The sequence below is a fragment of the Rothia sp. HMSC069D01 genome (genome assembly GCF_001810135.1).
In the GTDB taxonomy this organism is placed as follows: Bacteria; Actinomycetota; Actinomycetes; order Actinomycetales; family Micrococcaceae; genus Rothia.
Genome location: NZ_KV800082.1, coordinates 50055 through 77050, shown reverse-complemented (window position 1 = coordinate 77050; position 26996 = coordinate 50055). Strand labels below are relative to the sequence as shown.

The 26996-nt window shown below is 60.5% G+C and carries 20 protein-coding genes, 3 tRNA genes and 2 riboswitches; of the genes, 14 read left to right on the top strand and 9 right to left on the bottom strand.

Annotation, left to right across the window (positions count from 1 at the left end; translation table 11 throughout):
* Positions 1–28 precede the first annotated feature (28 nt).
* Positions 29–1117, top strand: a complete 1089-nt coding sequence (locus tag HMPREF2710_RS01745; RefSeq protein WP_070599195.1) for a C4-dicarboxylate ABC transporter substrate-binding protein — start codon at positions 29–31, stop codon at positions 1115–1117.
* A gap of 168 nt (positions 1118–1285) precedes the next feature.
* Here HMPREF2710_RS01745 and HMPREF2710_RS01740 read toward each other — a convergent pair whose 3' ends face one another.
* From HMPREF2710_RS01740 to HMPREF2710_RS01725, 4 genes are all read right to left on the bottom strand, one after another.
* Positions 1286–3409: an AMP-binding protein gene (locus tag HMPREF2710_RS01740; RefSeq protein WP_070599194.1), complete on the bottom strand. Its 2124-nt coding sequence runs from the start codon at positions 3407–3409 to the stop codon at positions 1286–1288.
* A 444-nt stretch (positions 3410–3853) separates the two neighbouring features.
* The gene (locus tag HMPREF2710_RS01735; RefSeq protein WP_049361868.1) at positions 3854–4696 is read right to left on the bottom strand and encodes an ABC transporter permease; all 843 of its coding nucleotides are present in this window, start codon (positions 4694–4696) and stop codon (positions 3854–3856) included.
* Positions 4696–5760 carry an aliphatic sulfonate ABC transporter substrate-binding protein gene (locus tag HMPREF2710_RS01730; RefSeq protein WP_049340218.1) on the bottom strand — a complete coding sequence of 355 codons (1065 nt, stop codon included), beginning with the start codon at positions 5758–5760 and terminating at the stop codon, positions 4696–4698. Before HMPREF2710_RS01730 ends, HMPREF2710_RS01735 begins: the two co-directional genes overlap by 1 nt.
* A 64-nt stretch (positions 5761–5824) precedes the next feature.
* Entirely contained in the window at positions 5825–6661 is an 837-nt protein-coding gene (locus HMPREF2710_RS01725; RefSeq protein WP_049353440.1) for an ABC transporter ATP-binding protein, read from the bottom strand.
* Positions 6662–6665: 4 nt separating this feature from the next.
* Positions 6666–6762: riboswitch (SAM riboswitch) on the bottom strand.
* A gap of 175 nt (positions 6763–6937) precedes the next feature.
* Positions 6938–7046: riboswitch (SAM riboswitch) on the top strand.
* Between the two features lie 113 nt (positions 7047–7159).
* On the opposite strand from HMPREF2710_RS01725, the gene HMPREF2710_RS01720 reads away from it, so the two are divergent.
* Positions 7160–8587 (top strand): LLM class flavin-dependent oxidoreductase, encoded by a 1428-nt coding sequence (locus tag HMPREF2710_RS01720; protein WP_070599192.1) that lies wholly within the window; start codon positions 7160–7162, stop codon positions 8585–8587.
* 180 nt (positions 8588–8767) lie between these two features.
* Complete coding sequence (locus HMPREF2710_RS01715) at positions 8768–9196, top strand: YchJ family protein (protein WP_070505814.1); 429 nt, start codon at positions 8768–8770, stop codon at positions 9194–9196.
* A 137-nt stretch (positions 9197–9333) separates the two neighbouring features.
* Here HMPREF2710_RS01715 and HMPREF2710_RS01710 read toward each other — a convergent pair whose 3' ends face one another.
* Together HMPREF2710_RS01710 and HMPREF2710_RS01705 are read right to left on the bottom strand one after the other, a co-directional pair.
* A complete protein-coding gene (locus HMPREF2710_RS01710) occupies positions 9334–10782 on the bottom strand; it encodes an NCS2 family permease (RefSeq protein ID WP_070599190.1) in 1449 nt (482 codons plus the stop codon).
* Between the two features lie 346 nt (positions 10783–11128).
* Entirely contained in the window at positions 11129–12595 is a 1467-nt protein-coding gene (locus tag HMPREF2710_RS01705) for an NCS2 family permease (RefSeq protein WP_070599188.1), read from the bottom strand.
* Positions 12596–12958: 363 nt separating this feature from the next.
* Here HMPREF2710_RS01705 and HMPREF2710_RS01700 point away from each other — a divergent pair, with 363 nt between their 5' ends.
* Both HMPREF2710_RS01700 and HMPREF2710_RS01695 read left to right on the top strand, forming a co-directional pair.
* A complete protein-coding gene (locus HMPREF2710_RS01700; protein ID WP_070599187.1) occupies positions 12959–13324 on the top strand; it encodes a DUF2218 domain-containing protein in 366 nt (121 codons plus the stop codon).
* Between the two features lie 294 nt (positions 13325–13618).
* Complete coding sequence (locus tag HMPREF2710_RS01695) at positions 13619–15022, top strand: FAD-dependent oxidoreductase (protein WP_070599180.1); 1404 nt, start codon at positions 13619–13621, stop codon at positions 15020–15022.
* Positions 15023–15388: 366 nt separating this feature from the next.
* Here HMPREF2710_RS01695 and HMPREF2710_RS01690 read toward each other — a convergent pair whose 3' ends face one another.
* Entirely contained in the window at positions 15389–15970 is a 582-nt protein-coding gene (locus HMPREF2710_RS01690) for a hypothetical protein (RefSeq protein ID WP_049358906.1), read from the bottom strand.
* A gap of 949 nt (positions 15971–16919) precedes the next feature.
* Between HMPREF2710_RS01690 and HMPREF2710_RS01685 the strand changes: the two genes are divergently transcribed.
* The 7 genes from HMPREF2710_RS01685 to HMPREF2710_RS01655 all read left to right on the top strand — a co-directional run bounded on the left by HMPREF2710_RS01685 (position 16920) and on the right by HMPREF2710_RS01655 (position 20866).
* A tRNA-Glu gene (locus HMPREF2710_RS01685) sits at positions 16920–16992 on the top strand.
* Between the two features lie 68 nt (positions 16993–17060).
* A tRNA-Asp gene (locus HMPREF2710_RS01680) sits at positions 17061–17134 on the top strand.
* A gap of 73 nt (positions 17135–17207) precedes the next feature.
* Positions 17208–17280 (top strand) — tRNA-Phe (locus HMPREF2710_RS01675).
* A 285-nt stretch (positions 17281–17565) separates the two neighbouring features.
* Positions 17566–18417 carry an ABC transporter ATP-binding protein gene (locus HMPREF2710_RS01670; protein WP_371326369.1) on the top strand — a complete coding sequence of 284 codons (852 nt, stop codon included), beginning with the start codon at positions 17566–17568 and terminating at the stop codon, positions 18415–18417.
* Complete coding sequence (locus HMPREF2710_RS01665) at positions 18414–19193, top strand: ABC transporter permease (protein WP_070599178.1); 780 nt, start codon at positions 18414–18416, stop codon at positions 19191–19193. The genes HMPREF2710_RS01670 and HMPREF2710_RS01665 overlap by 4 nt, the downstream gene beginning before the upstream one ends.
* A gap of 3 nt (positions 19194–19196) precedes the next feature.
* Entirely contained in the window at positions 19197–19895 is a 699-nt protein-coding gene (locus HMPREF2710_RS01660; RefSeq protein ID WP_070599176.1) for an ABC transporter permease, read from the top strand.
* A 5-nt stretch (positions 19896–19900) separates the two neighbouring features.
* On the top strand, positions 19901–20866 hold the full coding sequence (locus tag HMPREF2710_RS01655) for an ABC transporter substrate-binding protein (protein ID WP_070599258.1): 966 nt from the start codon (positions 19901–19903) through the stop codon (positions 20864–20866).
* Positions 20867–21011: 145 nt separating this feature from the next.
* On the opposite strand, the gene HMPREF2710_RS01650 is transcribed toward HMPREF2710_RS01655, so the two are convergent.
* Positions 21012–22856 carry an alpha,alpha-phosphotrehalase gene (locus tag HMPREF2710_RS01650; protein ID WP_070599174.1) on the bottom strand — a complete coding sequence of 615 codons (1845 nt, stop codon included), beginning with the start codon at positions 22854–22856 and terminating at the stop codon, positions 21012–21014.
* Positions 22857–23258: 402 nt separating this feature from the next.
* Between HMPREF2710_RS01650 and ilvD the strand changes: the two genes are divergently transcribed.
* On the top strand, positions 23259–25103 hold the full coding sequence (gene ilvD, locus HMPREF2710_RS01645; RefSeq protein ID WP_070599172.1) for a dihydroxy-acid dehydratase: 1845 nt from the start codon (positions 23259–23261) through the stop codon (positions 25101–25103).
* 262 nt (positions 25104–25365) lie between these two features.
* On the top strand, positions 25366–26400 hold the full coding sequence (locus HMPREF2710_RS01640; RefSeq protein WP_070599169.1) for a 2-oxoglutarate dehydrogenase: 1035 nt from the start codon (positions 25366–25368) through the stop codon (positions 26398–26400).
* Positions 26401–26514: 114 nt separating this feature from the next.
* Here the strand turns inward: HMPREF2710_RS01640 and HMPREF2710_RS01635 are convergent, their stop codons facing one another.
* Positions 26515–26793: a putative quinol monooxygenase gene (locus tag HMPREF2710_RS01635; protein ID WP_049338252.1), complete on the bottom strand. Its 279-nt coding sequence runs from the start codon at positions 26791–26793 to the stop codon at positions 26515–26517.
* Positions 26794–26996 lie beyond the last annotated feature (203 nt).

Sequence of the window (26996 nt, the reverse complement as noted above, 5' to 3'; positions counted from 1 at the left end):
CGGTCACCACACACTTAAGGAACACAACATGGCATTTCTGAAGAGCGCACGCGTCACGCTTGCCTCCCTCGCAGTGCTCTGCCTGGGCACTATCGCAGCCCCCGCAGCAAACGCCTACAGCCCCGACATCGACGGCGACGGCATCCCCAATACCTGGGAACTGAAGGGCTACGACGCCGACGGCGACGGCAAAATCGACGTCGACTTCCCCGCAATGGGCGCAGACCCCAACCACAAGGACATCTTCGTCGAGATGGACTACATGGCAGGCCTGTTGCCCAGCGAAGACGAACTGGACCGCATCACCAAGATTTATGCCGACCTGCCCCTGCGCAACCCCGACGGCACTACCGGCGTGAACATCCACCTGGACGCCGGTAGCGCCCGCAGCGCCAAGTACAACCTGGGCGGCGGCAACGAAATCAGCTACCAGGCACTCGACAGCGAATTCAAGGCGCTCCACCGAATCAAGGCAACCGAAGGTAAGTTCAACCCCGCCCGCGAAGGCACCTTCCACTACATGATCTGGGGCGACTACTACGACAACAGCTACTCCTCCGGTATCGCTAACTTTGGCGGTCGTAACTTTATGGTCACCGTCGGCCCGACCTTCTGGGGCGAGGCAAGCAGCAACATCCGCGTGGCAGTGTTCGTGCACGAGCTCGGCCACAACCTCGCACTGAGCCACGGCGGCTGGGACGAAATCAACTACAAGCCCAACTACTACAGCGTCATGAACTACCAGTACACCCTCACCGGCGTGCCCATGGCTGACGGTAGCCGCTACTTCGGCTACTCCACCGCCGAATACCGCATGCTCAACGAGGCGAAGCTGTACGAGGCGCGTGGCTTCGGTCCCCGCGCGGCTGGCTTCCTGTACAAGGGCAAGCCCGCCAACCAGCCGATTGACTTCAACGGCAACGGCAAAATCGACACCGAGCCGGTGTCCGTGGACCTGAACGGTGACGGCATGATCACGAACCTGGGTGCCGCAAACGATGTGAAGATGATCCGCTTCCAGGCGACCGAGCACCCCGAGAAGGACAAGGGCCCCGAGCACATTGAGCCGAGCGGTATTACCGCCGAACACGCTCGTTCGCTGGGCCTGATTAAGTAGGCTGAATAGGTGGCGCAACGCCAACAGAGAGCCTTGTCAGCTCAGTAAAATGGCATAGCAAAAGGTGCGGATACCGAATCATCATTCGGTATCCGCACCTTTACTCTATGTAGCTTTCAGCTCAGCGCAGCGTGCAGCTCGGCACAGTGCTCAGCTCAGCAACAGAGCCTAGACAGCCTCGCTCACGCGGCCGGTATCCACCAGCACCTGCGCAATGTGGCCCAGCGCCTCCTCATTCTGCAGCGAAGAAACATCACCCAAAGAACGGCCCTGGTACAGCTCACCGAGCAGACGGCGAGTAATCTTACCCGAACGGGTCTTCGGGATATCGGCAACCGCCACAACGTCCTTCGGCTTAGCAATCGGGCCAATGTGCTCACGCACGTGTGCGGTCAGCGCCGCCTTCAGCTCATCCTCAGTCAGGCCCTTACCCTCATCGGTGAGCGTCACGTAAGCGACCGCCTGGTGACCGGTCAGCTCATCCTCCACGGGGCAGACACCAGCCTCAACCACAGCCGGGTGAGTCACCAGAGCCGACTCAATCTCAATCGTGGACAGGCGGTGACCCGAAATGTTAATCACGTCATCAATACGGCCGAGGATGTACACGTTACCCTCTTCGTCTTCCTTCGCGCCGTCGCCGGCCAGGAACCAGCCGCGCTCGCCGTAGTGACGCCAATAAGAATCCAGGAAACGCTGCGGGTTCTGCCACACGGTACGAGCCATCGAGGGGCCAATCTTATCGACCACGATGAAGCCCTGCTTACCGGGCTCGACCGGGTCGCCGTGCTCATCCACCACGCGGGTGGACACGCCGGGAACAGCGCGGGTAGCGCAACCGGGCAGGGGAGTGCAGTGCGGGGTACCCTCCGGGTAGGTGCCCTCGGGTGCGAACGCGGGGTCGTGCGGGCGCGGGGAGCACACGGTCGAGCCGGTCTCCGACTGCCACCAGGTGTCGATGAACGCCGCGGTGCCGCCGCCCACGTGCTGACGCAGCCAACGCCACGCCTCCGGGTTAATGGACTCGCCCACCGAGCCGAGCAGACGCACGGTCGAGAAGTCGTACTTGCCGGGCTCCGGGCCGTTCGGGAACGCACCCATGAGGGAACGAATCAGGGTCGGCGCGGTGTAGTAGTTGGTCACGCCGTAGCGTTCGATGACCTCGAAGTGGCGACCGTAGTGCGGGGTGTTCGGGGTACCCTCGTAAATCACCTCGGACACGCCGTTGACCAGCGGGCCGTAAATTTCGTAGGTGTGTGCGGTCACCCAAGCGAGGTCAGCGGTGCACCAGTGAACGGTGGACTCAACCTTTTCCGGGTCATTAACAGCCGACAGCTCGTCGGGGCGCAACACGCCGTTCTCGTCCACGTAATCCGGCAGCAGATCGTAGAGCAGCGCGTGGGTGTACGCGGTCTGCACCAGGTATCCAGCCATGGTGTGCACCAGGCCCTTGGGCTTACCGGTCGTGCCGGAGGTGTAAATAATGAACAGCGGATCTTCTGCGTCGTGCAGTTCGTAGGCGTGGGTGTCCGGCTGGTCGTCCACCAGGTCGTGGTACCAGACGTCGCGGCCCTCAGTCCACGGCACAGCGGCGTGCGCTACCGGGTCGGAGGCGCTGGTGCGGTCCACCACGATTACGTGCTCAATATTGTTCTCACCGGAGCATGCTTCGTCGGCGTTGACCTTCACGGGAACGACCTTGCCGCGGCGGTTCTGGCCATCGGTGGTGATGAGAACCTTCGCGCCGGTGTCTTCCACACGGAACTTCAGCGCCTCGGCGGAGAAACCACCGAAGACGAGGGAGTGGATCGCGCCAATACGCGCGCAGGCGAGGGTGAAAATAATGGTTTCGGGGATGACGGGCAGGTAGATGACCACACGGTCACCCTTGCGCACGCCCAGGGACAGCAGGCCGTTTGCTGCTTTCGCGATGCGGCGCTGCAGTTCGGAGTAGGTGATGACCTCACGGTCGCCGGGCTCACCCTCGAAGTAGAGGGCTACCTTGTCGCCGCGGCCTGCCTCCACGTGGCGGTCTACGCAGTTGTAGGCGACGTTCAGCTTACCGCCCTCGAACCACTTAATTTCGGGAATCGTGAACTGTTCGATGCCGTCCTCATCGAAGCCGAGGGACTTCGGCTTCTCGAAGCGGTGCGCGGTGTGCCAGGGCTCAGCCCAGGTGAGGCGCTGCGCCTGCTTCTCCCAGAACTCGACGCGTGCCTCGTCAGATTCGAGCGCGGGGTTCGGAGTGGGGTTCAGCGGGTCGGTGAACGAGTAGGGGGTGGGCAGTCCCATTATTCTCCCATCGGTTGCTGGCATTAGCACCCTTGCTCGCCGCGCCGCTGTCTGTGTGACCGTGGGGTCTGTGTGTGCGTTGGCGAGGGGGTTGCTGCGACGTCACGGAGCCAGGTCTCTCGGTCGCTCTGGATGGTTTGCCTTCTTAGTAAAGCGCGCTCGAGGGGGTGGACGCAAAGGGGACCGTCATATTCGGAATGGTGAGTACCAGTTCGTAATATAACGACATATTTAAAGACCCCGCCCCGCGCTCACTGCTGTGGGGCGCGGGGCGGGATTCATCATCATCATTCAGTAGGCGACAGGTTTCCCCGCCGACTTCTTTCTCCGGCGCGTAGCGATGATTAGCTCACCTTTGGGGAGCAGCCACGCGGCGGACATCTCTCCTAAAACTCAGCGCGTGCTGAGTGTTACGTTTAGCTGTGGTGCTAGTTGCTGGTGGCGTTAGTTGCTGGGGTACTTCGCCTTCACCCAGCGCTCGAACACGCCCACCAGCGCGTCGGTAATCTTACCGAGCACCGCCAGCGCCACAATAGCCAGCAGCAGGCGGTCGGTGCGGCCGTTGTTCTGCGAGTCGGTCAGCAGGTAACCCAGACCCATGGATGCACCCAGCAGCTCAGCGGCGACCAGGAACAGCCACGCCTGAGCCAGCGCCAGACGCAGACCCGAAACAACCGACGGCAGAACCGCGGGAAGCTGAACCGTGGTGAACAGGCGCAGACCCTTCAGGCCGAAGGCGCGTGCCGCCTCCACGAGCTTCGGGTCAACGTGCGCCAGAGCCGCAGAAACCGTGGTGTACACCGGGAAGAACGCACCAATAGCAACCAGGGTCACCTTGGAATTCTCACCAATACCAATCCACAGCAGAAGCAGCGGAACCCACGCCAGGGAGGGCACGGCACGCAGCGCACCAATGGTCGGTGCGGCAATCAGACGCACCGGTGCAGACAAGCCAATCAGCGCACCCAGCACCAGGCCGAGTACGGCACCAATACCGAAACCAATCAGCACACGCTGAGTAGAAATCGCCACGTGGCGGCCCAACTCGCCGCGCTGCGCCAGCTCAATACCGGCATTGACCACACGGTCGGGGGAGGGCAACTGAACCTGGGTGAACACGCCGTTGGTGCTCAGGATGTACCAGAGGGCAATCAGCGCCAGGGGAAGAATCAGGCCCAGGTACTGCTTACCGGCGAACGGGTTCGACGGCAGCTTCACGGAAGAGACACGCTTCTCGGCACGCTCAGCGCGAGCGCTGGAGGCGGCGGTAATCGTTGCGGCGGTCATTACTTCTCAACCACCTTTGCGATCTTCTCAACGGCTGCGCTGTCAGCCTTCTTTGCGAACTGGTCGTCCACAATGCTGTTCAGTGCCTTGTCCACGTCGGACTGGGAGGGAACGTCGCCGGACTCCACCAGGATCGGGCCGACACCCTTGAGAACCTCAACCTGCTTAGCGCCCGGAACCGGGTCGATATCCAGGTGGGTGCGCTCCATGACGACCTGGGCGGTCTCGTGCTTAATGCCGGACTCCTCCTCGACAATCTTCACAGCCTCTTCGGGGTTCTTCTTAGCCCAGGCGCGAGCGTACTCGTACACGTCCACGATGGTCTGTGCGGCGGTCGGGTTGGACTGAATGAACTTCTCGGTGGCGTTCAGGAAGCCGTAGGTGTTGAAGTTCAGGTTGCGGTAGAAGAGCACGTCGCCGCTTTCCACCTCGGCGGCAGCCATGATCGGGTCCAGGCCGCTCCACGCGTTGACCTGACCGTTATCCAGGGCGGTGCGGCCGTCAGCGTGCTGCAGGTTCTGAATGGTCAGGTCCGAAGCAGAGATACCCTCCTGCTTGAGTGCCTGCAGCAGCAGGAAGTACGGGTCGGTACCCTTGGTCACGGCAACGGTCTTACCCTTCAAATCCGCAACCTTAGTGATGCCCGAATCCTTGCGGGTCACCAGAGCCGACCACTCCGGCTGCGAGTAGAGGCTAATGACCTTGATGGGAGAGCCATTAGCACGTGCCAGCAGCGCCGCCGAACCGGCGGTCGAGCCGACATCAATATTGCCGCTACGCAGCGCCTCATTCGCCTTGTTCGAACCGGCCGACTTGACCCACTCAACCTTCTTACCCTCCGCGGCGAGGGCAGTCTCAAGCCAACCCTTCTTGCGGATAATCAGGGACAGCGGGTTGTAGGTCGCGTAGTCAATGGTCACGGTGTTCTGGTCGCCACCACCGGCAGCACCGGAGGCGTTAGCGGAACCGGACCCTTCACCGGCGCAGGCGCTGAGCAGAGTAGCAAAAGCGGCGGCTGCGGCAAGGGACTTGAGGGCGGTACGGCGAGACGGGGAGTAAGTCATGATGAAATCTTTTCGCTTCTGAAGATGATGATGTGATGTGTAAGAAATGCGTTTCGTGGCGGCTTTAGGCGTTATCTTCCACGCCGAGCTCAGCCAACAGTTCGCTACGCAGCGCCGTGATCTCTGCATCGGCGCGGTCACGCGGGTGAGAACGGTCAACGGTCACGATGCGCTGGATGGTGGCGGGCGCCTCCGGGGTGTCCTTACCGAGGACAATCACCCGGTCAGAGAGGTACAGCGCCTCTTCCACATCGTGGGTGACCAGCAGAATCGTGGTCGGGTCTTGACGGTGCACGTCCAACAGCAAATCCTGCATGTTGATGCGGGTCAGCGCATCCAGAGCACCGAAGGGCTCGTCGAGCAGCAGCACGCCGGGGTTGCGTGCGAGCGCTCGTGCCAGGGACACGCGCTGAGCCATACCGCCTGAAATTTCCTTGGGACGGTGGGTTGCGTATTCGCCCAGGCCGACCAGGTCGAGCAGGCTCGCTACGGATGCTGCGCCTTCAGATTTTTTGGTGCCCTGCGGCAGTCCGAGCGCCACGTTGTCGGCGACGGTGCGCCAGGGGAGCAGGCGCGGTTCCTGAAAGCCGATAGCTACGCGGGGGTCGAGGCCGGTCACTGCCTTCTCGCCGATACGCACGGTACCTGCGGTGATGCGGTTCAGGCCTGCCGCTGCACGCAGGAGGGTGGATTTGCCGCATCCGGAGGAGCCGATGACGGAGATAATCTCGCCGGGGGCTGCGGTGAAGGAGACTCCGCGAAGAACTTCGTGGGTTCCGCCGGGCACGGGGAAAGATTGTCCGACGTCTTCAAAGCTCAAGGGGACGGCGGCGGTGGATACGGCACGGCGGCCGTTCTTTTCACTGGTGGGTACGTCAGTTACTGCACTGTTGAGTGTCATGTCACTTCCATCGTTCCTGGCGTTAGCACCGGGGGCGGAAGAATCCGTGCCGGTTGCTGCGACGTCGTGGAGCCAGGTCTCTCAGTCGCTCTGGATGGTTTGCTTCTCCCACCCTATGGGCTGTGGTGTGCCTCAATCAACCCTGCGGGCGCGTATGAATTTCTATGACCGTATATTTCGCATTTATCACGAAATATTTCGGTTCTACGTCACAAAAAGATTTTTTCGTCACAAACGTGACCTCCCTCCCGCGCGCCCCGTACACTCAAACCACGAGATCATGAGTCCCGGCGCTAAGCTCTGGCTAGCCGGGCGGCAACCCTCTCCCGTAGCGGGGTGCCCCAGATGATGATCTGGCCTCAACGGAAAGAGGCAAGTACGGCGCGAACGCGCCACCTGCACGAAGGCCACCACCGAACGCAGAAGGCATCAGGAGGCGGCGCGCGGGGTGCAGGGTACAAACCCGATCGTCCCCGATCATTCGCGAAAGGAAAATCGATGGCTGAGCAGAAGAAGCGCATCGTAGTTAACGCATTCGAGATGACCTGCATCGGTCACCAGAGCTTCGACCTCTGGCGTCACCCGCGCTCCCGCGCAACCGAGTACAACACCATCAAGTACTGGACTGACCTGGCTAAGACCCTTGAGCGCGGCCTGTTCGACGCCGTGTTCATCGCTGACGTGGTCGGCATCTACGACGTGTACAAGAACTCTGCCGCTCCCGCCATTGAGGGTGCCGCTCAGGTTCCCGTGAATGACCCCGCAACCCAGATTTCTGCAATGGCTGCAGTGACCGAGCACCTCGGCTTCGGTGTGACTGCTGCCGCTACTTTCGAGCAGCCCTACACCCTGGCTCGCCGCTACGCCTCCCTCGACCACCTCACTGAGGGCCGCGTCGGCTTCAACGTTGTGACTTCTTACCTGCCTTCGGCTGCTGAGAACCAGGGTCTGCCCACCCAGATTCCGCACGACGAGCGCTACGAGATCGCCGACGAGTTCCTGGACGTCTGCTACAAGCTGTGGGAAGGCTCCTGGGAAGACGGCGCAGTAGTCAAGGACCGCGAGCGCGGCGTGTACGCTGACCCCTCCAAGGTCCACCCGATTGGCCACAAGGGCAAGTACTTCTCCGTGCCCGGCATCTCCCTGACTGAGCCGAGCCCGCAGCGCACCCCCGTGATCTTCCAGGCTGGCGCATCCAGCCGCGGCCAGCAGTTCTCCGGCAAGCACGCTGAGGCTGTGTTCATCAGCGCCCTGCGCCCGGACCTGACCCGCGTTGTGACCGACCGTATTCGCGCCGCTGCAGAGGAGCAGGGCCGTAGCCGCGACGACGTCAAGATCCTCGCAATGCTCTCCGTCATCGTGGATGAGACCGAGGAGAAGGCAAAGGCAAAGTACGAGGAGTACAAGAAGTACATCAACCTCGACTCTGCACAGGCTATCATCGGCGGCTGGTCCGGTGTTGACCTGTCCCAGTTCGACGAGGACGAGGTTCTGAACTACGTGCAGACCGAGTCGATTCAGTCCTTCCTGACCCCCTTCACCCTGCAGGCGAAGGACAAGAAGTGGACCCGCAAGGCCATCGCTGAGCACACCACCCTCGGCGGCATGGGCGATGTCATTGTTGGTGACCCGGTTCAGGTTGCTGACGAGCTTGAGCGCTGGATCGACGAGGGTGGCCTGGACGGCATCAACCTGGCGTACCACGTCTCCCCGGGTTCCTTCGAGGACTTCATCGAGTACGTTGTTCCCGAGCTGCAGAAGCGCGGCCGCTACCGCACCGAGTACGAGGGCAACACCCTGCGTGAGAACATCTTCGGTAAGGGCCACACCAAGGTTGCTGACTCCCACCCGGCTGCTAAGTACCGCGGCGCATACGTGGGTAAGCCTTCGGCTGCTGACACCCCGGCTCGCGCGATCGCTGAATAAGCGTTGCCGCTGAAGCGTGCCGTGTAGGTTCGCTCAAACTTAACGATTGAAAACAAGAACGCCCGTTCTGCTGGAGGATTTGTATCCCCGGCAGGGCGGGCGTTTCTTTGCGCTGTGCCGCCGTCGCTTTCTTGATACAGGGCACCTTCTTGACGCGGCGCTTTCTTTATACTGGTTGGCATGATTGAACTTAACCATGATGACCGCTGCCCCTGCTCGAGCGGCGAGGTGTACGGCACCTGCTGCGGCAGGTTCCTGGGCGAGTTTGCCGCCTCCGGCACGCTGACTGCTCCCGCGCCGGAGCAGCTGATGCGCTCGCGTTTTACCGCGTTTGCGACCGGGGATGCGGCGTACCTGCTGGCGAGCTGGCATCCGAGTACTCGCCCGGCTACCTTGGAGTTGGAGGATGATATCCGCTGGTATCGCCTGGATATTCTGGGTGCTTCGGGTGGCCCGTTTGATGCGTCCGGTACGGTGGAGTTCGTTGCGTATTACCGTTCGGTGCCGGGTGTCCCTGCGGAGGAGCGGGTGAAGGGCAGCATGCATGAGCTGTCGCGCTTTGAGAAGGTGGGCGGCACCTGGCTCTATGTGGATGGAGACGTCCGCTAAATCTCGTAACTTTCCCTGCCTCTCATACGTGCAGAGTGTGGGCATAGAAGAAATGGCAGAATCATTCCGAAACCGGAACGATTCTGCCATTCTTTGTTGACGCCTCTCAACGAGGCTAACTATCGGGACTGTTGGACTTAGCTAGTCCAGCCGTTAATGATGCCCATACCGAAGTAGATCACGAACACCGCAGACACCAGGTACATCAGCCAGTGCACGTCCTTACCGCGGCCCTGCACCAGGCGAATGAAAGTGTACGCCACGAAGCCGGCACCAATACCGTTCGCAATCGAGTACGACAGCGGCATGAAAATAATGGTCAAGAACGCCGGAATACCCAGACCCCAATCGGTCCAGTCAATATTCACGGCCTGGCGAATCATCAGGAAGCCGACCACGACCAGCGCCGGAGCAACCGCCTCGAAAGGAACGATGGTGACCAGCGGCGAAATGAAAATCGCCAGCAGGAACAGCACACCGGTCACAATGTTCGCAAAGCCGGTGCGTGCACCCGCACCAATACCGGTAGCGGATTCCACGAAAATCTGGTTCGCCGAACCGGACGCGCCACCACCGACAACGGAACCGAAAGCGTCCACGAGCAGGACCTTGTCAATGTCCTCAACCTTGCCGTCCTTCATGGTGCCAGCCTCGGCGGCAAGGCCAACCGAAACGCCCATCGCGTCAAAGAACACGGACAGCAGAATGGTGAACACCAGCAGCGATGCGGCCAGCGGACCGATGTGGGTGAACGCGCCGAACAGGTCAGCGGAACCGATGAGGGAGAAGTTCGGGGTGGTGAACTCCATGTCCGCCAGGGAAGGCACGTTCAGGGACCAGCCGGTCGCCGCCTCCTTCACGGAACCGGAGGGGACAACCGCCTCCAGAATCAGGGACAGCGCGGTGGAAGCGAGCACACCCCACAGGATTGCGCCCTTCACGTTGCGGATGAACAGCGCAATGGTGAGGAACAGGCCGAACAGGAAGACGAGGGTGGGCCAGCCGAGCAGGTGACCGCCCGCGCCGAGGCTCACCGGAACGGTGGTGCCAGCTGCGTCAGGCATGCGGCGGATAATGCCGGAGTCGACCAGACCGATGAAGGAAATGAAGAAGCCGATACCGACCACAATCGCGGTCTTGAGCGACTCGGGGACCGCTTCAAACACCGCGGTGCGGAAGCCGGTCAGCACCAGAACGGTCATGATCAGACCGGCAAGAACGACCAGGCCCATGATGTCTGCCCAGGTCAGGTTCGGGGTGGTGGCAATGGTGGAGGCGAGCAGCGCGTTCACGCCCAGGCCAGCCGCCATGGCGAAGGGCTGCTTGGCGATAACACCCATGAGGATGGTCATCACGCCGGCAACCAGCGCGGTCACAGCCGCGACGGGTGCGATACCGAGGGTGCGTTCGGATGCGTCCTTGCCGAGGCCGATGACGAGGGGGTTCAGCACCACGATGTAGCTCATGGCGAAGAATGCGGCGAGGCCGCCGCGGAATTCTGCGGCGATGGAGGAGCCGCGTTCGGAAATCTTGAAGTAGCGGTCGAGTGCGCTGGTGGGCGCTGCCGCCTTCTGGGGTTCAGACATGTGAGGATCCGTTGATGTTGTTCGGTGTGTACTGTTGCGCCGCCGGTTTCGCGGGTAAAGCTCGCAGGTAAATTTCACGGGCTAGGCTCGCGGGTAAGTCTCGGGTTGGGCGCCACGATGGTTCAACCATTGTAGGCGCCGCCGCTTAGCTTGTGCCGTTGAAACGCGTTGTGTGCGGCGGTTCAGTCGGTGATGTGGTGTTTCCCCGACCCCTGCAACCAGAATTGGGTAGTTGGGGTAGAGGGAAGAATAGCGCAGGGCGGGGTACCGGCAACCCGAAGGTGCCGATACCCCGCCCTGATGGCGCCCGCTCCTCCACGTGTGGAGGGTGAGGCACCCGATGTATTTAGTGCATCCAGCCGGTAATCAGGCCGTTAGCGAAGAAGATGAGGAACACTGCGGAAACCACGTACATGAGCCAGTGAACTTCCTTGCCGCGACCCTGCACCAGGCGGATGAAGACGTAGGACAGGAAGCCTGCACCGATACCGTCCGCGATGGAGTATGCCAGCGGCATGAAGATGATGGTCATGAACGCGGGGATACCCAGACCCCAGTCGTTCCAGTCGATGTTCACTGCCTGGCGGATCATCAGGAAGCCAACGAACACCATTGCGGGTGCAACAGCTTCGAAGGGCACGATGGTGACCAGCGGGGACAGGAAGATCGCGACGAGGAACAGTGCGCCGGTGACGACGTTCGCGAAGCCGGTGCGTGCGCCCGCGCCGATACCGGTTGCGGACTCCACGAAGATCTGGCTTGCGGAGGAGGAGGTGCCACCGCCGGCTACGGAGCCGAGAGCGTCCACGAGCAGGACCTTGTCGACGTTCTCGATCTGGCCGTCCTTGATGGTGCCTGCTTCGGTTGCGAGACCGACGGAGGTGCCCATTGCGTCGAAGAACGCGGAGATGAGGATGGTGAAGATCAGCAGAACTGCAGCCATGCCGCCGAGGGTGCCGAAGGCGCCAAACAGGTCAGCGGAGCCGAACAGGGAGAAGTCGGGCAGCTTGCTGGTGTTGGAGTCCCAGACGGGGACGTTCAGAGACCAGCCGGTGGGGGACTGAAGCGAGCTGCCGGAGGGCACGACCTTCTCCAGGATGATGGAGAGGGCGGTGGAGGCGAGCACACCGTAGAGGATTGCACCCTTCACATTACGGATGAACAGCGCAATGGTGAGGAACAGGCCGAACAGGAAGACCAGGGTGGGCCAGCCGAGCAGGTGGCCGCTCACGCCGAAGGAGACGGGCACGGTGGTGCCGGCTGCGTCGGGCATACGGCGGATGATGCCTGCGTTAACGAGGCCGATGAAGGCGATGAAGAAGCCGATACCGACGACGATTGCAACCTTGAGCGATTCGGGAACCGCGTTGAACACTGCGGTGCGGAAGCCGGTCAGCACGAGGATGGTCATCAGCACACCAGCCCAGACGACGAGGCCCATGATGGCGGGCCAGGTCAGGTTGGGGGTGGAGGCGATGGTGGTTGCCAGCAGCGCGTTCACGCCGAGGCCTGCCGCCATGGCGAAGGGCTGCTTGGCGATGACGCCCATGAGGATGGTCATGACGCCTGCGACCAGTGCGGTCATTGCTGCGACCTGCGGTACGCCGAGGGCGTTGCCGGATGCGTCCTTGCCGAGGCCGATGATGAGGGGGTTCAGCACGACGATGTAGCTCATCGCGAAGAAGGTGGCGAGGCCGCCGCGGAATTCTGCGGCGATGGTGGAGCCTCGCTCAGTGATTTTGAAGTAACGGTCCAGTGCGCCCTTGGCTTCTGCCTTGGGGGTCTGGGGAGCCGCGGTGTTCTCAGAAGACATTCGTGAAAATCCGTAGATACTCATAGTCGGGGCGTGACTCGGGGTTCCGAGCCCGCATAAAAAAGTGCCACTTCCCGGTGTGTTGGGGAGGTGACACTGTTGTACCGAAATATTCTACGGTTAAAGTTTCTCTAAGCGTTAATCCAGGAAATTCCCAGCTTTCGTTCAGAGATTTTTTGTGGGAGGCGTAATAGCGGTAACTATCTCTCGCCTCTGCGCGAACAATAATAGTTTATTAGGTTAGTGAACCCTAAGTTCCTGCTATATTCGAGGTGAAACAAAGTGTCGCCGGATGCCAGGTTCTGTGTGGTGAGCCTTTTTCGGCATAGATGAGAATTCGGCATAGATGAGAAGGAACCCACCGTGACTGAAACTCCCCAAGAAAACACTGTTGAGAACTATCCCGCCGCAGAATCCCTGCCGGTACGCCAGCGCGCCATCGTAGCAACCGACCGCCCCGCCCGATACATCAAACAGCTCGGCTCGCACATGGGCCGCAAGCTCGGCACCGCAGAACTGCCCGACGGACTGCGCCTCACCTTCAACCGCGACGGTATTTTCCGCGGCTACGGTGACCTGCGTGAAACCGACGGTGCCCTCGTCCTGGAGGTGCGCGCTGAAAGCGACGAGTTGGCTGCTGGTCTGGCGGATGTGCTGGATCGCCACCTGGTCCGCTTCGGTGAGCGTGACGAACTGGTCGTAACCTTCGAGGCGGTACCCGCCTCCTAGTCCCTGCTTTCTAGTCTTCGTTACCCTGCCCCGCCCTCCTGCACCTCGGAGGGCGGGGCAGTTCTATGCCCGCTGCGTGCGGAGGTGCCCGGGGCCGGAAGCGCCACCCCTCCTGAAATAAGTGACCCCGCCCGGATTAGGTGACAGAAAATTGTCCTATTTAGTGGGCGAAGACATATAAGCCCCCGAACACCCGTCAATCCCCGGTAAAATAGGCAAGAAGTGAACACTAAGCTCACCGCCTGTTCGCGCCGCACCGGGCGCCGGACGGTGAACTTCGAAAGGAAGATTTTCGTGTCTGAAGCAGCACGCCCCCTGCGCGTCGCCGTTATTGGTGCAGGTCCCGCCGGTATTTACACCGCCGACATCCTCACCAAGTCTGAAGAGGTCCGCACCGGCGCCGTCGAGGTCGCCATCGACATCTTCGACCGCTACCCCGCCCCCTTCGGCCTGATCCGCTACGGTGTGGCACCGGATCACCCCCGCATCAAGGGCATCATCACCGCGCTGCACAAGGTCTTGGACCGCGGCGACATCCGTTTCTTCGGCAACGTTGAATACGGCAAGGACCTGACCCTCGCCGACCTGCGCGAACACTACGACGCCATCATCTTCGCAACCGGCGCGATTTTTGATGCACCCCTGAACATTAAGGGCATCGACCTGGACGGCTCCTACGGCGCAGCAGACTTCGTCTCCTGGTACGACGGCCACCCCGACTACCCCCGCACCTGGCCGCTCGAAGCTGAGCAGGTTGCAGTGCTCGGTAACGGCAACGTCGCTCTGGACGTCTCCCGCATCCTCTCCAAGCACGCTGACGACCTGCTCGTCACCGAAATCCCCGACAACGTCTACGAGGGTCTGAAGGCTTCCCCCGTGACCGACGTGCACGTCTTCGGTCGCCGCGGCCCCGCACAGATGAAGTTCACCCCGCTCGAGCTGCGCGAACTCGCACACTCCCGCGACGTGGACATCGTCCTGTACGAAGAGGACTTCCAGTTCGACGCTGCTTCCGAAGAAGCAATGGAGAAGAACGCACAGACCAAGGTCATGATGAAGACCCTGCGCGGCTGGCTGGAAGACCAGAAGACCAATGAGCAGACCGCATCCCGCCGCCTGCACCTGCACTTCCTGCAGTCCCCGCACGAGATCCTCGGCGAAGACGGCAAGGTCGTGGGCCTGCGCATGGAACGCAACAAGCTCGACGGCAACGGCGGCATCATCGGCACCGGCGAGTACGTGGACTACCCCGTACAGGCTGTCTACCGCGCAATCGGCTACTTCGGTTCCGAACTGCCCGAAATCGGTTACGACGACAAGCGCGGCGTCATCACCAACGTTGAGGGTCGCGTCGTGGACGAGAACGGCGAGGTCGTTCCCGGCCTGTACGCATCCGGTTGGATTAAGCGCGGCCCCGTCGGCCTGATCGGCTCCACCAAGTCTGATGCACTCGAGACCATCACCCACCTGCTCGAGGACCGCGAGAACCTCTACACCGCACCCGAGCCGGAGGCAGAGGCATTCAGCGCCTACCTGGACTCCAAGGGCATCAAGTACACCACCTGGGAAGGCTGGCACCGTCTGGACGACCACGAGAAGGCACTGGGCGCCGCATCCAAGGATGCAGCCGGTGAGCCTCGCGCCCGTGTGAAGGTTGTGGACCGCGACGAGATGATTAACGTCTCCCGCGGCGAGTAATCCTTACGTTGAGTACGTAGAGTATAGAAATCGACCCGTACCGTGAACCGGTGCGGGGTCGATTTTTGTCTATATATAAGGAGGTAATAAGAAGTAGGGGAGTAGCGGGGGAGGAAGCTCAAGAAGCGCTCGCCCGGAAGAGCCGTCGAAAGAGCGGTTAAAGAAACCCACCCCGCACCATGAGGTCATGCGGGGTGGGCTGGGTAGGCGCCGAAGACACTCGAGGACATACCCTCCGGCTACCCGGACGCGCAGCGAGCCCATGCAGTGACTCCACGTGCGGCGCATCCCTTAACGGGGTCTAGAAAGCTAAAGAAACACCAAGATTAGCTCTCTAAACAAGCGCATAGCCGTACGGTGTGTAGACTATGCACACTTTTTGAGGACGTCTTCAATGCCCAAAATGGCCTTGAGTACGGTTTCAGTTTCAGTACCCAGCTTCTTGCGGGCTTCACCAGAAATGACGGCCTTCACGATGTTCTTGAAGGTCTTCCACTGCTTGAAGGCGTTAACGAGTGCCTTAATAAGCTTGTAAATGGCGATGCCCAGCTGAATGACAAACTTTGCAATACTGACAACGCAGGCAATAACACCAACGGGGGAGAGAGCTGCGTGGGCGCGTCCATCAGACTTACGAACAGCGGCCTTAGCGCTTGCAATCTGACGGCCTGCGTCAGTGCCCTGGACGGTGGTCAGGTTGCCCAGTGCGCTCTCAATGCCGCTATTAACGCGGTTGGAGGATCCAGGCTTCGCATACTTCAAACGGGCAGGTACCTGCTCTAGGCGGCGCAGGATCAGCTTGAGCTGCTGGTCGGCAGTCATTGCCTTCTGCGGGTGCGCCATCTGCTGTGCCTGCGCTGCGGGTGCAGCTACACAGCCGAGAGCGATGGTTGCGGTGCCTACGCCGAGTGCACGGAATGCCATGCGGCGATTCATCGTTGCGGACACTGGATCCCCCTTTGGATCTCTATGCGGTTTATCGGTGCTGTAATGTGCGGTGACTTTACGTCTGGGGCTCCGGAAGTGGCCCCGTGCAAGGTCCGGAAGTGACCTCACGCCCTCTATAGTACGGTGCTCAAAGAGGGGGCTTCAAGCTATTTCAGGGGGTATTTTCAGCCAGCTTTCATCTCTCCTTGTCAATCGCTAGAGGTTTATCAAATCTTTATATTTCTGCGTCGTCATAATTGCGTAGATATCTGCACTGAGAGAAAAATAAGCGTCTGACAAGCAGGTTTATTGTATTCCCAAGAATGAATATTTGCATCTACGTGCATTCTGGCCTGTAGTTGCTTTGCGCGGCACATTTTTGAGGGTTCCGGGGGTGCTGGGGTGAACCCTCTAGAGAGGTGTTGCTGTGCACTCTCTTGCAGATATTTGCGCCCAGGGTAGCGTCTTGCCTGCATGTCCTATATAAGCGCGTAGAAAGTTGTCGAAAATTTTTTGGAGATATTGTGGAGTTTTTTGGCCGCTGCGATGCGCATAAGAGGGGTGTATAAGAGATGTGAAGGTGGGTTTTCGGAATTCTTGCGGGACTGATGCCGGCATCTTCGAAACAAAATTTCGGAGGAGTTTCGGAGGAGTTTGTAGAAAATCTGTAGAAATCAGAGCGGGAAATAGGGCTTCTTCGAGGCCTCTGCGGGTGCCCAAAAGTCGCTAAAACCCCTCCAAAAGCTCCTGATATGGGGTGTTGTGAAGAAATTTTAAAATTTTTTGAAGTTTTTCTGAATCGTCATTGACTAGCTTAAATACATATGTGCCAGGCTATAAATGGTCGAAAATGGGGGTCAAAATCGGGCAAAATCGAACAAAACGGTTTGCACGCCTCCGCAAACCTGTCATAGACTAGTGGAGGTTCGAACGACGGGATGAAGAAAACGGAACCTGTTCGATCGACTAGGCCCCCATCGTCTAGCGGCCTAGGACGCCGCCCTTTCACGGCGGTAGCACGGGTTCAAATCCCGTTGGGGGTACTTGCAAATCTTACGATTTGCAAAGCCAAGTTAGATGATATAGAATTTACTTCTGTTGATTCCAACAAGGCCCCGTAGCGCAGTTGGTTAGCGCGCCGCCCTGTCACGGCGGAGGTCGCGGGTTCAAGTCCCGTCGGGGTCGCTCTGGCCGCGTAAGTTCAGATGATTATTCATCCGAAGACGCGGTCATTGCGTATCTAAAAGTAAATACGCAAGGCTCTGTAGCTCAGTTGGTAGAGCGTACGACTGAAAATCGTAAGGTCACCGGATCGACGCCGGTCGGAGCCACGAAATCCGCCTCCAGGCTTCTACAGTGGGGCGGGTTTTGTTTTTAAAAAAACTTTGCGGTTGCAGATACTGCAAGCCCGTCGAAAAGGCGGTATCTTGGGAATAAAACCCCGAGGTGCCGCCTTTTTGTATACAGATTGTATACAGAGGCACCTGCCCTATAGTCACTGCAGAAAGCACCACCGACCCATGACCGCCCAAAATTCAGCCGCCCAAAATTCAACTCACCCGCACCAAGAGGACTCGCCTCAGATTCCCTGGGCAAAAAATCCTGCCACTGGTAGCGTGCAGGCGGGCGGAATTCGCTTCGAGAACATCACCAAGAGCTACCCGAGCCGTACCGGTGAACCCACCACGGTGCTGCAGAACCTGAACCTGCATATTCCCGCCGGGCAGATTACCGTGTTCGTCGGCCCCTCCGGCTGCGGTAAAACCACTAGTCTACGCATGATTAACCGCATGGTGGAGCCCAATAGCGGAACCATCACCATTGACGGCGTGAACGTGCACGAGAAGAACCCCTACGAGTTGCGCCGCGGCATTGGCTACGTGATGCAGCAGGGCGGGCTCATGCCGCACCGCACTGTCGCGCAGAATATTGCCACCGTACCGCGCCTGCTCGGTGCCTCCCGCAAGGAGGCGCAGGCACGCGCCCTCGAACTGCTCAACGTGGTCGGTCTGGATTCTTCGTACGCCAAGCGCTACCCCTCCCAGCTTTCGGGCGGTCAGGTCCAGCGCGTTGGTGTGGCGCGTGCTCTCGCCGCCGATGCGCCCGTCCTGCTGATGGACGAGCCGTTCTCCGCGGTGGATCCGGTGGTGCGTACCGACCTACAGAAAGAGCTGCTGCGCCTACAGGGGCAACTCGCCAAGACGATCGTGTTCGTCACCCACGACATTGATGAGGCGCTTCTGCTCGGCGATACAATCGCCGTCTTCGCGGAGGGCGGTCGCCTCGCACAGTTCGGTACTCCCGAAGAGATTCTCTACAGCCCCGCCGATGATTTTGTGCGCTCCTTCGTGAGCCGCTCCGTTGCCGGTCTGCTGGATGAGCAGACGGTACGCCAAGCGCGCGCACGCCGACTTGCCGTCTCCCGAGAAGCGCAGAATAGTGCGGCAGAAGGCGAGAAAAGCGAATGAGTCTTCTGGAAAATATTGTGCTCGCGGAACCACCTCTCGCCGCGCATCCCCTAGTGGCATCACCCCTCGCCGCAAGCGATATGCACTGGGAGTGGGTCGCCACCAATAGTCAGCGCATCCTCGAGCTAACCCTCAGCCACCTCTACCAGGGCGTTGTACCCGTCGTGATTGGCACCCTCGTCGCGCTACCGGTCGCCTACTACGCGAGCCGTCGCCGTGACCGCGGTTCCGAACACCGCATCGGTGCGCGAACCCTCATGCACCTCTCCTCGCTGCTGTACACCATTCCCTCGATCGCACTGTTCGTGCTGATGCCGCTCATTCTGGGAACCTCCATTATTTCCCCGCTGAACGTGCTCGTCGCCCTGAGCGTATACTCCTTCTCGCTCATGGTGCGCTCCGGTGTGGATGCCTTCGACTCCGTACCCGATAGCGTGCACGAATCTGCACGCGCCCTCGGATACACGCCCCGACAGGCGCTGATGGAGCTCTACCTGCCCCTCGCTACGCCCGTCATTATGGCGGGAATCCGCGTGGCAACCGTGGCAAATATTGCGATGGTGTCCGTGGGTGCTCTCATCGGTGTGCCCTCGCTCGGCACGCTCTTCACCGACGGGCTCGCGCGTAATATCCCTTCGGAAATCCTGGCTGGCGTGATCCTTAGCCTGATGCTGGCACTGGTCCTCGACCTGCTCCTTATCCTTCTGACGAGGGCACTTACGCCCTGGCAGGCGGCTACGGTTGCGAACCGCCACAGCCCCGAAAGGAAGGCATAACCCGTGAACGTCATAGAACGAACCTTCGCCTACCTCATGGACGGCTCCAATTGGCAGGGAAGCGGCGGAATCCTCGTGCGTCTGCTCGAACACCTGAGCGTCACCGCCCTCGCCACCGCCTGCGCGGCACTCATCGTCGTGCCCCTCGGCCTCTGGGCTGGGCACCACCGATCCTCCGACGGCACTAACCGCCGCCGCAGCAACCTGCTCATGAGCGCCGTAGCCGCCACCCGCGCGCTACCCGCGCTCGGTCTGCTCACCATCCTGGCGCTCTGGCTGGGCGTCTCAACCCTGCCTGCCCTCATCGTGCTCATTATTATTGCGGCGGCACCTCTGCTCGCAGGAGTTCTTGAAGGCCTCGCCGCCGTACCCGAAGATCTCGTGGACGCAGCCCGCGCCCAAGGCCTGACCGAATGGCAGATTCTGACCCGCCTCGAAATCCCGCTCGCCGCCAACATGATGCTCGGCGGACTCCGCTCCGCACTCGTGCAGGTCATCGCAACCGCGACCATCGTCGCCTACCTGAGCGGCGGAACCCTCGGCAGGTACCTCTTCGACGGGCTCGCCGTGCGCGACTACCCGCGCATGCTCGTCGCAACCCTGCTCGTGGCGCTTCTCGCCTTCGCCGTGGATGCGCTCATGGGCCTTGTGCAGCGTGCGCTCACCCCCGCGGGGCTCACCATCAACCGGAAGAAGGCATGAACCCGATGAATCAGACGCATCAAACCTTCACGCGCCCTACCGTATCTCGTCGCACTGCCCTAACCGCCGCCGGAGCGCTCGGCATGGCGGGTATTCTCAGCGCCTGCGGGCTCAGCGGCGACAAAGTCTTCAGCGGCGAACACGAAGGAATCATCGTCGGCTCAGCGGCCTTCGCCGAATCCCAAATCCTCGCCGAAATCTACGCCGGAGCCCTCGCCCGAGCGGGATTCAACGCCCGCACCCAGCTGAGCATCGGCGCCCGCGAGGCGTACCTGGGGGCACTCGCCTCCGGTGCGGTGGACGTTATCCCGGACTACTCCGGCAACCTGCTGCTTTACCTCGACCCGAAGGCTACAGCTAACACTGCGCAGGAGATTCTGCAGGCGCTACCCGCCGCCCTCGGCACCCTCACCACGGGTGGCTCCGGGGCTGAAATCCGCGCCCTGAACGCCTCCGAGGCGGAGGATAAGGACTCGCTCGTCGTTACCGAGCAGACCGCCCAGAAGTACGGTCTGCGAAGCCTTGAGGACCTCGCCTCCCGCTGTACGAATCTGAAGCTTGGCGCCGCCCCGGAGTTCGCCGAGCGCGCCTACGGCATCCCGGGTCTAAAAGAGAAGTACGGATGCGTCCCCGCCGAGTTTGTGCCCCTCTCGGATGGCGGCGGCGCGCTGACCGTCAAGGCCCTGCTGGATGACACCGTGCAGGTGGTTGACCTCTACTCGACCACCCCCGCAATTGAGCAGAATCAGCTGGTGGTGCTGGAGGATCCGAAGAACATGATTCTGGCTCAGCAGGTGCTGCCCATTATCAATACGTCGCGAGTTCCCGACTCTGCGGCGGAGGTTCTGAACCGCGTTTCGGCGAAGCTCACTACCGCTGATTTGCGTACTTTGAATGACCGTGTTTCGGGTACCTCTAAGCAGGAGCCCGCGCAGGCGGCGGCTACCTGGCTGAACGAGCACGGCTTCTAAGATTCTTCCTGATATTCCATATTAATTCCTCTATAGGAATGTCTATAAACAAAACCGACCTGGGAATATTCTAGAAATAGAATATTGCCAGGTCGGTTTATATTGCCCTTATCCCACACGTTAGGGGAGGGGCATATAGTAGCTTTTAGCCCTCAATCAGCAACGCCAGAGCCTCGTAGGGGCGCAGGCTCAGCGTCACCGTCTCAGCTGAATCAGATACAGCAGAATCCGCCGCAGCGGAATCGACCGTAGAATTCTTGTAATTACACACCAGCACGCGACCGGAACGAACGAACTCAGCCGGAACCTCAACCTCGGTCGGCTCACCGTAGAAGTTCGTCAGCACCAGCAGACGCTGTGCTGGGCTACCGTCCTCGGAGCCAGCCTCAGCGGGCAGCTCACGCAGGTACGCAAAAACCCGCTCGTGATTCAGCGCGTAGGGCGCGTACGAACCCACAGAAATGACCGGGTACTGCTTACGCAGGGCAATCAGGTTGCGGTAGTACGGAAGAATCACACCGTCGCGCTCCTCATCCTCCACCGAAATACCGGCGCCGGTCGCCGCATCACGTACCGGGCCGGGAGCCAGCCACGGCGACTCGGAGCCGAAACCGGCAGTCACCGGATCCGCGGTCCACTGCATCGGCACACGCGAATTATCGCGAGCCTTCGACGCCACAATTTCCAGAGCCTGCTGCTCGCTCAGACCGCGCTCACGCAGCATCGCGTAGGCGTTGTGTGCCTCCACATCCACGTACTGCTCGATCGAGGAGTAGACCGGGTCAATCATGCCGATTTCCTCACCCTGGTACACGTACGGGGTGCCGCGTAGCAGGTGAATCACGGTCGCCAGCATGGTTGCCGACTCGGCACGGTAACGCTCAACGTCACCAAAACGGTTCAGCGCGCGCGGCTGGTCGTGGTTATTCCAGAACAGCGCGTTCCAGCCGCCGCCGGCCTGCATACCCAGTGCCCAATCGTTCAGAATCTGCTTCAACTCGGCAAAACGGAACGGAACCTTCGACCACTTCTCGCCGTTCTCGTAGTCCACCTTCAGGTGGTGGAAGCTGAACACCATATCCAGCTCGTGGTTCGCCGGGTTGGAGTAGCCCACGCAGTTCTCGATGCTGGTCGAGGACATTTCGCCCACGGTCACGGTGTCATCATGCTGACCGAAGGAGGCGCGGTTCAGCTGCTGAATGCGGGTGTGCACAATCGGGGTGTCGGTGTATTGTGCCTTGTCCACGGTGCCTTCGGGGGCGTCGAGCAGCTCTTCACCCTTGCCGATGACGTTAATGACGTCAAAACGGAAGCCGCGCACGCCCTTCTCGTACCAGAAGTTCACGACCTTAAACAGCTCGTCGCGCACAACAGGGTTGTACCAATTCACGTCAGCCTGGGTGCGGTCGTACAGGTGCATGTAGAACAGGGGAGTGCCGTGTTCATCCGTGTACTCGCCAAAGCGGGACCAGCAGGAGCCGCCGAACTTCGATTCCCAGTTGGTCGGTTCGCGCAGCTGACCGTCCTCGGCGTATTTGCCGGGGCGAATGTAGAAATAATCCCAGTACTCGCGTTCACCGGCGAGCGCACGCTGGAACCACTCGTGCTCGGTCGAAACATGGTTGAGCACCATGTCGAACATGACGCCCACACCGTGCTTGGCAAGGGCGGCAATCATCTCTTCGACGTCCTTCATGGTGCCCAGGTCGGGGTTGATGGCGTAGTAGTCGGAGATGTCGTAGCCATTGTCGTTCTGCGGGGAGGCGAAGAACGGGTTGAACCACACCATGTCCACGCCCAGGGAGGCAATGTAGGGCACCTTCTCGATGACGCCGCGCAGGTCGCCGTAGGCGCCACCCGCCGAGGAGTAGAAGGACTTGGGGTACACCTGGTAGATGACGGAGGACGCGAAATCCTTGCCGCCTGCCGGGGTGGTTGCCGGGCTGATTGCCGGCGTGAGGGTGAGCGATGCGGTGGGTGCCTGTGTCATGGAAACCTTCTGAAACGTATGCAGGGTTCAGTGTGTATAAATCAGTGCGTTGGAAACGAACCGCGCCGGTGCTACGTGTGCTGCTACGTATGCACAGCGAGGCCCGTACGCGGCAGGCACAGCAGCCCGCCGCCTCCCGGTGCGTTCGCCGATTGAATATCGCCGCCCGCAACCTGGGCTCATTCCAGATTAGGGGGCATAATGGGGTGATGTCCCCCATCTACCCCAAAGGGGGCAAATCTGCCGCAGATCCGGCACAACCCCGTGGCCTCAACCCTCCCACCGATAGGCGGTTGCAGGCTCGTGCGCGTTTCGATGCATGAAACCAAAGTGACCCTGAGCTGAAGAGCGTTGGACGCCGCGCGTAAAATCAGTACTTGCATCACTACGGAAGGTAAAACAATGCCAGAACTGCGTTCACGTACTTCAACTCACGGCCGTAACATGGCTGGTGCCCGCGCCCTGTGGCGTGCCACCGGCATGGGCGATGACGACTTCGGCAAGCCCATTATTGCTATCGCGAACTCCTTCACCCAGTTCGTGCCCGGCCACGTGCACCTGAAGGACATGGGTGAGCTGGTCGCCGGCGCGATTCGTGAGGCTGGCGGTGTCGCCAAGGAATTTAACACCATCGCTGTTGATGACGGTATCGCGATGGGTCACGACGGTATGCTCTACTCGCTGCCTTCCCGCGATCTGATTGCTGACTCGGTCGAGTACATGGTCAACGCGCACCGTGCCGACGCGCTGGTCTGCATCTCTAACTGTGACAAGATCACCCCCGGTATGCTTCTGGCGGCTATGCGCCTGAACATCCCCACCATCTTTGTCTCTGGCGGCCCCATGGAGTCCGGCGAGGGCATTGAGGGTATTGTTGAGCACCGCCTCGACCTGATTGACGCCATGGTGATGGCTGTTGACGATAGCGTCAGTGACGCTGCGCTCGCTCAGGTTGAGAAGAATGCGTGCCCGACCTGCGGTTCGTGTGCGGGTATGTTCACCGCGAACTCCATGAACTGCCTGAATGAGGCGATTGGTCTGGCGCTGCCCGGTAACGGTACCACCCTGGCTACTCAGGTTGCTCGTAAGGAGCTGTTCCTGGATGCTGGCCGCCGCATCGTTGAGCTGGCTAAGCGCTACTACGAGCAGGATGACGAGTCGGTTCTGCCCCGCTCCATTGCGACCAAGGAGGCGTTCGAGAACGCTATGGCGCTGGATGTGGCGATGGGCGGTTCGACCAACACCGTGCTGCACACCCTGGCGATTGCGCACGAGGCGGGTGCTGACTTCACCCTGAAGGATATTGACCGCATTTCGCGTCAGGTTCCCTGCCTGGCGAAGGTTGCCCCGAACTCCACCAAGTACCACATTGAGCACGTGCACCGTGCCGGTGGTATTCCCGCCCTGCTGGGTGAGCTGAACCGTGCCGGCCTGCTGCACAAGAACGTTCATTCTGTTCACGCTGATTCGCTGGACGAGTGGCTGGACGAGTGGGATATCCGCAGCGGCAAGGCGAGCGAGAAGGCGAAGGAACTGTTCCTCGCTGCTCCCGGTGGCGTGCGCACCACCCACGCGTTCTCCACCGCGAACAAGTACGAGTCCCACGAGACTGACGCTGAGAACGGCTGCATCCGCGCCGTGGAGCACGCGTACACCAAGGACGGCGGCCTGGCGGTCCTGTACGGCAACATCGCCCAGGACGGCGCAATCATCAAGTCCGCTGGTATTGATGAGGAGCTGTTCCACTTCAAGGGCCGCGCTTTTGTGGTTGAGTCGCAGGACGAGGCTGTGTACGAGATCCTGTCGAAGAACGTGAAGGAAGGCGACGTTGTCGTCATCCAGTACGAGGGTCCGAAGGGTGGCCCCGGCATGCAGGAGATGCTGTACCCGACCTCCTACCTGAAGGGTCTGGGCCTTGGCAAGAAGTGTGCACTGATCACTGACGGTCGTTTCTCCGGCGGTACTTCGGGCATTTCGATTGGTCACGTCTCCCCGGAGGCGGCTGCTGGCGGCGCTATCGGCCTGGTGCAGACCGGTGACGAGATTGAGATCGACGTGAACAACCGCATCCTGCGTGTGAACGTTTCGGATGAGGAGCTGGCTGCTCGCCGCGAGGCGAAGGGCGCTGCACCGTGGCGTCCGACGAAGCCGCGTGAGCGTCAGGTGTCGAACGCCCTGAAGGTGTACGGCATGCTGGCTGCTTCGGCTGATAAGGGCGGCGTGCGCATCCTGCCCGAGGACGCATAAGCCCCTCACGTATCGTGTGAGAATTTAATATTTGCCCTGATGGGCTGGCGCCCCGTTCCGCGGTTTTTCTGCGGGCGGGGCGCTGTTCTTTGTCCGCGTCTTTGTCCGTGTCTTCGTCTGCCGTCGTGGGATACCCGGTGCGGCGTATTGCCTTGTCAGTTGCGGTGCAGTAGGGTGTAAGAGGGTATTTAGGTACCCGCTTCACCGACTCAGCACAACCACTCGACACAACGCAATTCGCAACCCTCACAAGGACGTATTCATGGTTACCCTGCCCGCACGCGCACAGCGTGCTTTTACTCGTCGTGCCCTGACGGCTCTTGCCTGCATCGGTGCGCTCGCTTTGAGCTCTTGCTCCGCTCAGCCGCAGGCTGATGAGTCTGAAACCACTCCCATGAAGGTCGCGACTTCCTCAGCGTCCGTTGATGCGAAGACCCTGTTTAAAGCGGCGGACGGCTCCTGGAAGCCGAATACTGTGCAGATTTCTGCCGGCCTGGATGCGCCGGCAACTTTTGATGCTGTAGCAACCCCGACCAATGAGCCGAGCACGGACGCTGAGTATGAGGCGGCATACGCTACGGCAAGCGGCTCCGCGAACACTATTGATGCGGGCACCCGCTGCGGCGTGACCAGCCTGCTGGGTGGTTCCGCCGGTATTTACGTGTATGACGGTTCGGATTGTGCGAAGGCTCAGGAGGCGGTGCGTCTGTTCAACAGCCGCAAGAACCAGGACGGTTCGGCGAGTGTTGAGTGGTATCAGTGCGCCACGAAGGTGCAGGGCCGCGACTACATTACGGGTGCCTGCTTCACGCAGGGCGGTAGCGTTGAGAAGCCTCGCCTGGCGTTGATTCCGGCGCAGACCCGCATGCTGTCGGGTACGCTGACTTTCGCTGAAGCGTACGGCGGCGGCACTTTCGGTCAGGGCGATTCGGCGAAGACTGTTGAGGCGCTGCGTTTCACCAGCCCGGACTCTAAGGTCGCGTGCTCGGTGACCCCGTCGGGTGTGGATTGCCAGGCGCTGGTGGGTGTGACCCTGGAGGGTTGGGATGCCGCCTCCGGTGCCGCGCAGCAGCGCGTGCACATGGTGCAGGGTCAGGCTCCTGAGGTGAGCCTGGTCGGTCAGACTGCCACCCCGGAGCCGGTGAATACCGAGGGTATTACTGCACTGCCGACCGGTCAGGTGGTGACCGCGTATGGTTACACCTGCAAGTCGGTGAATAGCGGTAAGGTGCATTGCGTGAGCGCGACGAATGGTTTCACGCTTGATTCGGTGGAGGTCGGTTTGGAACGCCGCTAGACCGAGCATAAAGGCGCGCCGCGAGTAGCTGCGCTCGTCTCCAAGGGTGATATACGAAGGTGCCCGGCGCCCCTCACAGAGGGGGTGCCGGGCACCTTCGGTATTTAACGTCGCTTAGCGGAAGTTGACGATGCGAACGTCCAGCTCGGAGGAGAGCAGCGGCTCCCATGCGGCAACAGCCTTCTGGAAGTGCTCGGCGCCCATGTGCTTTTCGAGTAGTTCCTGGGATTCCCATCGCTCGATGAATGCGAAGTCGGTGTCGGAGACGGCACCGAAGTCGTAGCTGACGTTGCCTTCGTCCTGGCGGCTTGCGGTCACGAGCGGTTCGATGGTCTTGAGGAATTCTTCGACGTGCTCGGGCTTGACGGATACTCCGGCGTAAACACCAATCATGGGGCTCTCCTTATGGGGTGGGCGGCGTGAGGCCGCGTTGTATATGACTCTTTTACCGTACACCTTCACCCCCGGTTCGGGGAGGCATTGGTCGTGGTTTTCTTGCGCTGTGGCGGCGGGTGAGAGGATTTTCGGCTGGCCCATTCGCTCACCGTAAAAAAGGTGTTTTATATTTGCGTGCCCCTTTCTTTTCGACCTATAAA